Genomic DNA, 9,798 nt, shown 5'->3' on the forward strand with positions numbered 1-9,798 from the left:
GGCTTTTTGCTATTTAAGCCGTGTGTTATTCTGACGGCGGAATGATTTTAAAGAACTTGATCACGCGACTGACACCATCTACATAACGTGCCGCTTCCACAGCTTCACTGGCTTGTTTCTCTGTGACAACCCCGACTAAGAAAACTTCGCTGTTTTCGGTGATGACTTTAATTCTTCCTGGCGGAATTTTATTAGAATACAACTGCGTTTTAACTTTGGTTGTAATCCAAGTATCACGAGCTTTGGTGGAAACCGATACGGGTTGGCCAAGGCGAACTTCGTTAAGAACCTTTCTTACCCCATCCACATTTTTGACAATTTCAGTCACCTGATCTCGCATCTGTGGAGTTGGCGTTTGGCCAATCATCAGCACTTGCCCATCAAGTACGACAGGCGTTAAGTTACTATCTTCCCATAACTCTTTATGGGTACCTAATTCGTGGGTTACTCGTAATGAGAGTGTTCGGTCATCAATCTGAGTGCCGACAGTACGATTATCCATCGCAGAATCAGTTGCCACTCCAGCACCGACTGCAATGACTCCAGCCGCGCATCCTTGCAACATCAGCGTTGCTGCTAAAGCAACGGGAAGCATTTTACGCATGTTGAATTACCTTTATTATGAGTCTTAACTATCTTGACGAGGAAACAGCATATGGTCAACCAAATCACAAATACTGTTGAGTGTCAGATGATGAACTTCAAAAATTCGTACGCTTCGGTCCGAAGGCACACGAATTTCGACATCTTGTTGACTGAGTAATCCCGCCATTTCACCACCATCTTTTCCAGATAATGCAATGATAGTCATATCGCGGTTTACCGCAGCTTCGAGCGCCTTGGTTAGATTACGGGCATTGCCATCATCAGTAATGGCCACTAACACATCTCCTGCTTGACCCAGCGCTCTAATCTGTTTGGCATAAATATCATCCATAGCGCCATCGCTTGCGATAGCGCCGATGAGCGCTTGATCGGCACATAATGATAATGCTGGCAGGCTTGGGCGTTCAGCTTCAAAACGATTGACCAACTGACAAGTTAGAAGGTGGGCTAAACTGGCTGCAATACCATTACCACAGGTTAGTATTTTATTTCCGTTTAACAGGCTGTGCGCAATGATTGTGGCACCTTTTTCAATACTATCCGGCAGTGCTTCTGCTGCAGCTATTTTAGTCTGAATACTTTCGCGAAAGATCTCTTTGATTCGCTCTTGCATGCTACTCCCCAAACGCATTTTTTAACCAGTGGATTTGCTCCGCTTGTTCGATTGCTATGATATCAAATCGAACCGCTATCTGGGTGGGATTTATCTGTTGCTGATTCAGATAACTGTATGCACTATGACGCAACCGATGTTGTTTGGCTGCATCCACACTGGCTAAGGCCCCACCATAACGCTGATTTTTACGCATTCGAACTTCAACAAAAACTAATGTGTCTTTATCTTGGGCGATGATATCAATTTCACCGCCCTTGCAATAAAAGTTGCGCGTAATGATTTTTAGCCCTTGAGCTTTTAAATAACGACAGGCTAAATCTTCCCCTTGTTGTCCTCTGGCTCGGGTTGTTTGCGCTTTGGGATTATTGTTCGTAAACAGATTCCAGATGGCCATCTTGATATCGACTCCATACTAGCTGACGATGCACGGTTCCATTATCTGTCACACTTAAAATCCCGGTGAGTCCTTGCAGGTGATAATCTTTAAAGCCGCGCATTTGCGCAAGGTGTGGCAGAACTTTATAAGCATCATAACCGATTGCATATAAACTTTTATCAGTGTCGGTTGCATGTGGCCAAAGTGTTGCAAAACGTTGGGCATTGTCACTGACTTTATCCAATAACCATGGCATTTCGGTGACACTCATTCCATTTAGTTCATTATTATTCACCCCTTCTTGGTGGCTACGAGAGCTGCCAAAAAGCTGCAAAGGTTGGGCGAAGGGACTTATCGTGACACTGATAAAAGGAACAATCAGTTTCGTTTCAATATTATTAGCCACGATGTAGACGCTATTGGCGTCCCGCCGTGAACGGACTTCAGTCTTCAGATTCTGCCCAAGTAAGGCTTTGAGCCGGTGAATTCGTTGGGCGCTCTGGTCTGTTAGTAGCATTCGTTTGACGGCTTTTTGTAAGTCATCACGACCATGATAGAACGTGATATCGGGCATATCTTGATGATTTTTCTGCCACGTTTGACTAAAGCTATTAGCCATCCGTTTGCCGATGTCATTATCAGGTACGAGTAATAATGGGTGCCGCTCGCCTAAGTTGCTCATTTGAATCGCAGCTTGCGTGGCTTGCGTTTCAGGCTCTAATGATAAGCTATAGTGCTCAGAATCGTTCTTATCTGATGCATCATTAATTTCATCTAGATCGTTTAGTGCCAGCCACGGCTTGTCGATTGCTAATTTTGCGTATTCACGGATATTACTTTTTAATAACGGGCCGATGATAAAATCACTATTAAGCGCATTGATTTTAGCCCCAATCGCCTTCATGCTTTGACTGTTTGTATCGATAAAGTTCAGCTGCACATCTGCGCGGTCAAGATCGCTGTATGCAGCGAGTAAACCATCGCGTACCCATTGACCACTTTGCGCAAAATGACCGGATAATGGGAGCAACACGGCAATTTTTTTAGGTTGATATAAGCTGCGTTTAAGGGCTTTGCTTAAGTTTCCCTGGATGAAATCAGCAGCAGGGTTATTTGGATAAGTTTGCTGCCACTGGTTGAGTCTATCAAGTAATTGCTGAGGATTTTTCACTGGCTCATTACTAATAGCAATGAGTTCTAAATAACCATTGAGTGTGTCTTGTCCGGGTTGTTCGTAGCTGCGCAATTTAAAACTGCTCAGTGGTTTAAGCAACTGCCAGATGTGGTGGCGATTATTATCTATCTGTTGCTGTGATAGGTATGGTTCAAGTTTAATCAAAGCATCAGCTGCATTGACGGGCTGGTGCAGCGCTTCATAAAGTTGGGCAAGTTGTTGGTAGTCGCTTTTGTAATAGTCAGCAGGCAATGATCGTTCACTATCTGGAAATTGCAGCCATTTTATCGCTTGCTGAGGGTGTTGATTGAGCTGGGCTGCATAAGCTGCGACCAATCTCCAAGCCGCTTTTTGGCGAGGGGATTGAGCTTTCAGATAAAGGCTCTCAAGCAGTTGTTGTCCCTGACCCATTTGGCCATTTTGAATATAAGCTTTCGCTGCTAATAACTGCCAATCAAATACCATCGAACCTTGGGCGGTTTTGGCCTGCTCAAGATAATTTGCCCCATCGTATTGGGTTAGTTCAGTAATCGATGGCGGGTTTTGCACCACCAGTTTTGGGGCAATGCCGTTAGAGCTACAGGCGGCCAGTAGCAATAAGCCAAGCGTAGGAATAAGAATGCGCCAAGACGACATAGTTTTCATGAACAAATGACCTGTTGTAGCTAAATAGAGATAAATGCAGCTGTTATCTTAAAAGTCTAGCGGCAAATAATCCAGAGACCAACGACAATGAACATTAGTCATTGAGCTTGTCTGTGCTTTTCATTACAGTTGCAGCATCTTGATTAAGGAGCAAAGAATGATGGCAGAGCATGGCACACTATATGTAGTGGCAACGCCAATTGGTAACCTAGCTGATATTACGCAACGTGCGTTGAGTATACTTGGTGAGGTTGATTTTATCTGCGCTGAAGATACGCGTAATACCGGGCGACTTTTGCGACATTTTGATATTCAAACGCCGTGCATAGCTTTTCATGACCATAATGAACAACAAAAGGCCGCAACAATGGTTGAGCGGCTAATTGACGGACAAAATTTAGCGCTTGTCTCGGATGCCGGAACGCCGCTGATTAATGACCCCGGATATCGGTTAGTCAATCTCTGTCGCAGCTCCAATATTAAGGTGGTTCCTGTTCCTGGAGCTTGCGCGGCCATTACCGCTTTGTCTGCAGCTGGTTTGCCAACCGATAGGTTTCACTACGAAGGTTTTTTCCCGCCCAAATCAAATGCTCGCAAGCAAACTCTTGAGGATTTAAAAGAGCAAACGGCTACTTTGGTTTTTTATGAATCACCGCATCGGATTGTCGACACACTCACCGATATTGTTGATGTTCTCGGAAAAGATCGGCAGTTGGTTTTGGCCCGTGAGTTAACCAAAACCTTTGAGACTTTCGCCAGTAAAAGTGCTGCTGATATGTTGGAATGGGTTAAAAGTGATGCGGACCAGCAAAAAGGTGAAATCGTATTGATGATTGCAGGTTTTGCTAAAGACCCAGATGCGCTGCCGCTTCAGGCGCGCCAGACTCTGAGTTTGTTAAGCCAAGAGCTACCACTTAAAAAGGCCGCGGCATTAACTGCGCAAATTTATCAGTTGAAAAAGAATATGCTGTATAAATTGGGCTTGGAGTTGGGATTGTAAGCGAAGTTTACTTGACTCTTAAAGCCCCTTCACCTATGCTGCGCCGCGGAGTTGGCCAGACAATCGCTGCTTTGTCGTTGTGTCCTTAATTGGGCAGACGGGCAAAGGGGAGGAAAGTCCGGGCTCCATAGGGCAGGGTGCCAGGTAACGCCTGGGAAGCGAAAGCTTACGACAAGTGCAACAGAGAGCAAACCGCCGATGGCCTTCGGGCACAGGTAAGGGTGAAAGGGTGCGGTAAGAGCGCACCGCGTGGCAGGTAACTGTTCATGGCATGGTAAACTCCACCCGGAGCAAGGCCAAATAGGCCCCCGTACGGCGCGGCCCGCGTTGGGGGCGGGTAGGCTGCTTGAGCCATCGGGCGACTGATGGCCTAGACGAATGGTTGTCCACGACAGAACCCGGCTTATCGGCCAACTCCACTATCTTCTTAAACCCGCGTCAGCTGTGGGTTTACCTAGCTAATGGCTTCCAGAAGAGTGACTAGAAGTGATTTCGTCACACATCGCGTCACACATGGAGCTACGATATGTCCGTTGCTTACACCATCCAAAGAAATGGTAATTACCATATCAATGTTCGAATCGGACCTCATATTTTCCGTAGAAGTTTGGCAACTGATAGCCAAAAAGTCGCACAAATCATGGTTGATAAATTAATTCCTATAGTCACTGAACTCAGAAAAAAAGGTGGCGTATCTGAGGAGCAAATTTTCGCGGGCCTCTCTAACGCATTGTCGGCTTTAATTAAGCAAGTTCAAAGGCGCTTTGAGGCTGTTGTATCTCCCTTATCAAGGGAGGCTGATAATGAATTAGATGATTATCAGGATTTAATAGGTGAATCACTCTATGACTGTCCCTCAGAAGTAACTCCAGAATCTTGGGAAGAATTTGTCTTAAGTAAATTAAATGATCCAAAAGAAATTCGAAGTGTACTTTTAGAAAAAATTTTCCCGAAACACTCCACTGATCGTGAGCTATTGAATGTTCTTTTTAAATACCTTATAGATTCTCAAGATCCCCTATATCACAGAGCTGAAGCCTCATTTATGAAGGTGCTTGGCGAATTTAGAAAAATCAGAATAGCACTCGAATTTAATAACGAAGCTGGCGCTCGTTCGATAATGAATGAATTGCTTGCTTTTGCTGAAAAAAGTGAGAATAGCTGGAAGGATATTCAAAAAGATAATGAGGAAGAACATGCTCCTAAGTTAGATCAAGCATCAATCGACGAGCCTGTATCACAGATCCAACATAATGCACTGAGTGGCTCGACAAATATGACACTTGAAGACTTGTTTAATGAATATATAGATGCTCATTCCAAAAAATGGACCCTTAAAATTCTTAAGGATAATCAGCGTAAATCGGAGCTCCTCCTCATTTTGTTGGGAAGAAATACGCTTATATCACAAATTAGTGGGCGAGAACTGGATACTGCATTATCAACAGCATTGTCACTGCCAAAGCGAAATACTAAGCCATATAGTAAATATACTACAGAGAAATGTGTCAGTATTGCTCAACTCGATGAAATAGATGACGATGTTCGGGTAAGTCCTAAAACAATCAAAGAGCATAAGAAATTCCTTCAAAGTTGCTTTAAGTTTGCTCGATATCAGCGTTATATCTCTATTTCGCCTACTGATGGTATGTTGTTGAAGTTTCCAAAAACCTCGGATAGAGGCTGCTTCTCTAATTCAGAGGTTAGGGAAATACTAGACTATTGCTTGCAACAAACTGATGCTTTATGGCATTGGGCTATTCCTATTATGGCATATACGGGGATGCGAAATAGCGAAGTGATGCAATTACGTAAGATGGATATCAAAACAGATTCTGATTCTGGTATTAGTTATATTCATGTCACTACGGAAGCTGGCAGCGTAAAGACCAAGGCTGGAGTAAGGCGTGTGCCTATCCACAATGCGCTGCTAGATGCTGGTTTCCTCGCCTTTGTTGATAGTGTGGAAAGCGGAGAAAATACCCTGTTTAATGGGGATGGTCGAACTTTGACTCGGATGTATGGAACTCTTAAAAGAAAGATTAACCTTCCTGATGTAGATGAGGCTTTAAATCAGCTTACTTTGTATTCATTACGTCACCGAGTGGTAACTTCACTTCGTAGTGCTGGTGTTCAAACAGTGCATATGCAAGCAATTGTTGGGCATAAGTTAAGTGGCTCTGGTCAGTCTGATGGCTATACTCATCCCGAACAATTCACGATACCTCAACTTAAAGCCGCTATAGATCAATTATCTTATCAGAGTATCCCTAATCCTATGAGGTAGTCTTTATATCCATAGAGAGGTGGTGGAACTGAGAAAACCTCCTTATATAAACAAAAATATAATATAAAACAATATCTTGGAAAAATTAGAGTTGTTAGTAACACCCCGCAACTGGCTGTTCAGTACCACAGCTCTGTTTCCCTTAAACCGACCTTGCCATATTGACATTGATGTCCATCCCATCTGCTCGAGGCTGGTGGTGAAAACTATAAAATAGGTGTTCGACGGGTTCAAATTTAGAATGAGGTTTTAAAGGCTGGCTTGCTATGTTTTAGTGACCCGACTAAGTATTGATATGAAAAATCTTGATGTTGTCGAGTTAAGATATGTAAAGAAAAATGACTTAGTCATTAATAAACTAGTTGCAATAAATCAAATTTATTCTAAAATATAATTAGGTAACTGTTAGACATTATTGTTCATGATGTTAATTAATTGTGCATAAAATGAACATGCCTACCACTATTTCACCTCAATAAAAAATTCCCGAAAATGCAGATGGTTTTTTCCCGAACATGCGGAAAGAGAACACTACTGTGCACCCCGAATTTTACTTAAAAAAACAAAAACTTAAGATTAAATCAGATGAGGTGTTTAATTTTTAAACAAATCTTACGTAAGCCCTTGCTATATGTGCCTTCGCTCAGCTATGAGTAAGCGTGGTAAGTGTAATAGGGGTTACTAGTATAGGAGTAGACTACATGAGTAAACCATTTATTCCAACAAACCGCAACCAATATTCATTCAGGGGCTATAGGGTAAATTCACACTATCATCATGATTATGATCATCTCGCTCGCTTGGTAGCATGGTATGGCTATCTAGATGTTGAACATTATCGTTATAGTGTAGCCTCAATGGTATTGAAATACGATGAGCAAGATGCTCATCTAAGCACTGATATCACTAAATTACTCAAATCACTGAATGAGAAATTTAAGGTAAAAGGTGAGAGTGTTCCCATTCATTATCTGTGGAAACTAGAATACAGAATTAGTGATGAAATTGGCAAAGGCGAAGCCACTGGATGGCATTATCACATCATATTTTGTATCAATAGAGATATTGTATTCAATCTTAAAACGTCGTTTATACCATTGGTAAAAGAGTGCTGGAAACACGGAGAAATAGATGGCGAGCGATATTCATGTATGCCAAAAAAAGTCAAAAACGGCAAACGGAAAGCAGGTAACAAGATTGAAACCTATGAGTTATCATCACTAATTATCAACACTCAGACTGAACATTACATGTCTGAGTTCCATCATATGTCTTACTTGACTAAGAAAGACGATGATCAAGCTTTACCTGATGATTATCATGGATGTTCTTTTAAGACTTCCCGACTAGATAAAAGTAAACTTGAAGGCCATTCAAGTATTAAAAGACATCAAAACACAATTCGTTTGCCTGCTCAAGATGTGAGATGTGTCGAGCCTAGTTCGGTTGAACAGGAATTTGAACCTGAGATAGAGGTAACTACAGATTCCCTTAATCCTCCGGATTGGTGGTGTGAAAACGATAGCAGTGAGTTAATGAATGATTATGAAGATTATTTGTGTTTTCAGGAAAGTCAGTCCTTTGTGACCGAGTATCTTAAGTCAATAAGTGAGGACGATTTATCCGAATTGGAATTACCGTTCTAGATTAAAAATTAGCTAATTAACATCCTTCTAAAAAATACCTCTAGTTTTGCTAAACAACGTATATTTCTCATTGTAAAAAAAGATGAAATAAATCCCGATTCTTTAATGGCTTAAAAGAGGCGTTTTAAGGCGGTGTTTCATTGTGATGGTATGGTTGTACATTAATGTCTTAACTTTTTCTTAGAAAGCCCGTTTAATGCCTTAAATTAAATATTTAGAAGGATGCTAGGGTCTATCTAATATGATAGACATAGATTTAAAATAATTAGGTTATAATTGGTCTTTATTTGACCATTAGTAAGCTATATTAGAGCCATCCCCATATCTAATTACGTTTGTCATTTAGTATACTCAATTAAACCTATTCCATCGTTTAGCTTTTAGACATAAATTCTAGCTTGACTGAGATCTTAAGAGATAAGTAACTATAAAAATTTTTAAGCCTTTTCAACTCTTATAATCGTCTGCCGACTCACACCATACTGACGTGCTAACTCAGATTTAGATAAGCCCTCAGCTAGCTTCTGTTTCACTTCCTGTATCTGTGGCTCTGACAGCGCCTTAGAACGTCCCCCTTTACGACCTGTACGCTCTCTACCTGTTTGTAGCCTATCCACTATAACGCTATGCTCAAGCTCTGCAAAGACGCCTAACAACTGAGTCATCGCTTTTTGCATCGGGCTTTCACTGTTTGTATCCACCTGACCATCCAATGTTTTGACATGAACACCTTTAGATTGCAGTGTTTGAATAGTAGTTAGGATAGCGTTTAAGCTTCTTCCCATTCGGTCAAGCTTGGTAAGAATAACAACATCACCATCTCGCACATAGTTAATCAGTTCATTAAGGTGCCTCTGATTCTCATCTGATTTGCCTGATTGCTTGCCATTAAAAATCTTAGTACAACCAGCGGCTGATAGTGCCTCAAGTTGAGCTGATAAATCTTGGTCATGAGTGCTGACTCGTGCATAGCCGATAAATGCCATTGATAACCCCTGTTCGGAACTTAATAGTTACGGACAGGATGATAGCATGTGTCCAAAACTTTTAAAATTAAAATATCGGACATGTACGAAATGATACATTACAATCGGACATTTGAGTGGGGGTTATGATGGTGTTGGAATGTGAATTCATGTATTAGGAGCGGGGAGAGGTATGCTCAGAAAGGATTCAAGAGTTGATACCACTATCATCTTTAGCAATCAATGATAATGTAGTCGGATAATAAAGTTTGATCAAAGTTAATATAGTTTGATCATTTTTGACGTTTTATGATGATTATGTCTGACTCAATTTTGCCCCAAAATGAGTTGCGCATTCATTTCATCTACACTCAGTTCACAGTTTTTCACGATACAAGAACTAATGTGCTTGGAGGAAGCTTAACTACCGTTCTTACTATTAAGCAATCAACATTAACTACCTGAATTAGTGCTAATCCGCCT

Annotated in this window: 8 protein-coding genes and 1 other RNA gene; 4 read left to right on the forward strand and 5 right to left on the reverse strand. The window is 41.6% G+C overall.

Annotation, left to right across the window (positions count from 1 at the left end):
- Window positions 1–25: 25 nt before the first annotated feature.
- Genes dolP through ABTQ23_RS18755 form a run of 4 tightly spaced genes read right to left on the reverse strand, consistent with a single transcriptional unit; the run spans window position 26 to window position 3,417 of the window.
- Window positions 26–604 (reverse strand): division/outer membrane stress-associated lipid-binding lipoprotein, encoded by a 579-nt coding sequence (gene dolP, locus ABTQ23_RS18740; RefSeq protein WP_408617289.1) that lies wholly within the window; start codon window positions 602–604, stop codon window positions 26–28.
- A gap of 24 nt (window positions 605–628) precedes the next feature.
- Window positions 629–1,219, reverse strand: a complete 591-nt coding sequence (locus ABTQ23_RS18745; protein WP_408617290.1) for an SIS domain-containing protein — start codon at window positions 1,217–1,219, stop codon at window positions 629–631.
- A 1-nt stretch (window position 1,220) separates the two neighbouring features.
- Complete coding sequence (locus ABTQ23_RS18750) at window positions 1,221–1,616, reverse strand: YraN family protein (RefSeq protein WP_408617291.1); 396 nt, start codon at window positions 1,614–1,616, stop codon at window positions 1,221–1,223.
- Window positions 1,585–3,417 carry a penicillin-binding protein activator gene (locus tag ABTQ23_RS18755; protein ID WP_408617292.1) on the reverse strand — a complete coding sequence of 611 codons (1,833 nt, stop codon included), beginning with the start codon at window positions 3,415–3,417 and terminating at the stop codon, window positions 1,585–1,587. The genes ABTQ23_RS18750 and ABTQ23_RS18755 overlap by 32 nt, the downstream gene beginning before the upstream one ends.
- Window positions 3,418–3,556: 139 nt before the next feature.
- On the opposite strand from ABTQ23_RS18755, the gene rsmI reads away from it, so the two are divergent.
- From rsmI to ABTQ23_RS18775, 4 genes are all read left to right on the forward strand, one after another.
- Window positions 3,557–4,417: a 16S rRNA (cytidine(1402)-2'-O)-methyltransferase gene (gene rsmI, locus ABTQ23_RS18760; protein WP_408617293.1), complete on the forward strand. Its 861-nt coding sequence runs from the start codon at window positions 3,557–3,559 to the stop codon at window positions 4,415–4,417.
- Between the two features lie 47 nt (window positions 4,418–4,464).
- An RNA gene (gene rnpB / locus ABTQ23_RS18765) (RNase P RNA component class A) lies at window positions 4,465–4,839 on the forward strand.
- A 104-nt stretch (window positions 4,840–4,943) separates the two neighbouring features.
- On the forward strand, window positions 4,944–6,704 hold the full coding sequence (locus ABTQ23_RS18770; protein ID WP_408617294.1) for a tyrosine-type recombinase/integrase: 1,761 nt from the start codon (window positions 4,944–4,946) through the stop codon (window positions 6,702–6,704).
- Between the two features lie 701 nt (window positions 6,705–7,405).
- Complete coding sequence (locus ABTQ23_RS18775) at window positions 7,406–8,350, forward strand: rolling circle replication-associated protein (RefSeq protein ID WP_408617295.1); 945 nt, start codon at window positions 7,406–7,408, stop codon at window positions 8,348–8,350.
- 437 nt (window positions 8,351–8,787) lie between these two features.
- Here the strand turns inward: ABTQ23_RS18775 and ABTQ23_RS18780 are convergent, their stop codons facing one another.
- Window positions 8,788–9,336 (reverse strand): recombinase family protein, encoded by a 549-nt coding sequence (locus ABTQ23_RS18780; RefSeq protein ID WP_408617296.1) that lies wholly within the window; start codon window positions 9,334–9,336, stop codon window positions 8,788–8,790.
- Window positions 9,337–9,798: the final 462 nt, after the last annotated feature.

Source organism: Celerinatantimonas sediminis, assembly GCF_046054195.1.
Taxonomy (GTDB): domain Bacteria; phylum Pseudomonadota; class Gammaproteobacteria; order Enterobacterales; family Celerinatantimonadaceae; genus Celerinatantimonas.

Excerpts from the sequence above, each read along its gene's own strand:
- ABTQ23_RS18780 (WP_408617296.1), bottom strand. The coding sequence starts at position 9,336 with ATGGCATTTATCGGCTATGCACGAGTCAGCACTCATGACCAAGATTTA.
- ABTQ23_RS18770 (WP_408617294.1), top strand. The coding sequence starts at position 4,944 with ATGTCCGTTGCTTACACCATCCAAAGAAATGGTAATTACCATATCAAT.
- dolP (WP_408617289.1), bottom strand. The coding sequence starts at position 604 with ATGCGTAAAATGCTTCCCGTTGCTTTAGCAGCAACGCTGATGTTGCAA.
- ABTQ23_RS18750 (WP_408617291.1), bottom strand. The coding sequence starts at position 1,616 with ATGGCCATCTGGAATCTGTTTACGAACAATAATCCCAAAGCGCAAACA.
- ABTQ23_RS18755 (WP_408617292.1), bottom strand. The coding sequence starts at position 3,417 with ATGAAAACTATGTCGTCTTGGCGCATTCTTATTCCTACGCTTGGCTTA.
- ABTQ23_RS18745 (WP_408617290.1), bottom strand. The coding sequence starts at position 1,219 with ATGCAAGAGCGAATCAAAGAGATCTTTCGCGAAAGTATTCAGACTAAA.
- ABTQ23_RS18775 (WP_408617295.1), top strand. The coding sequence starts at position 7,406 with ATGAGTAAACCATTTATTCCAACAAACCGCAACCAATATTCATTCAGG.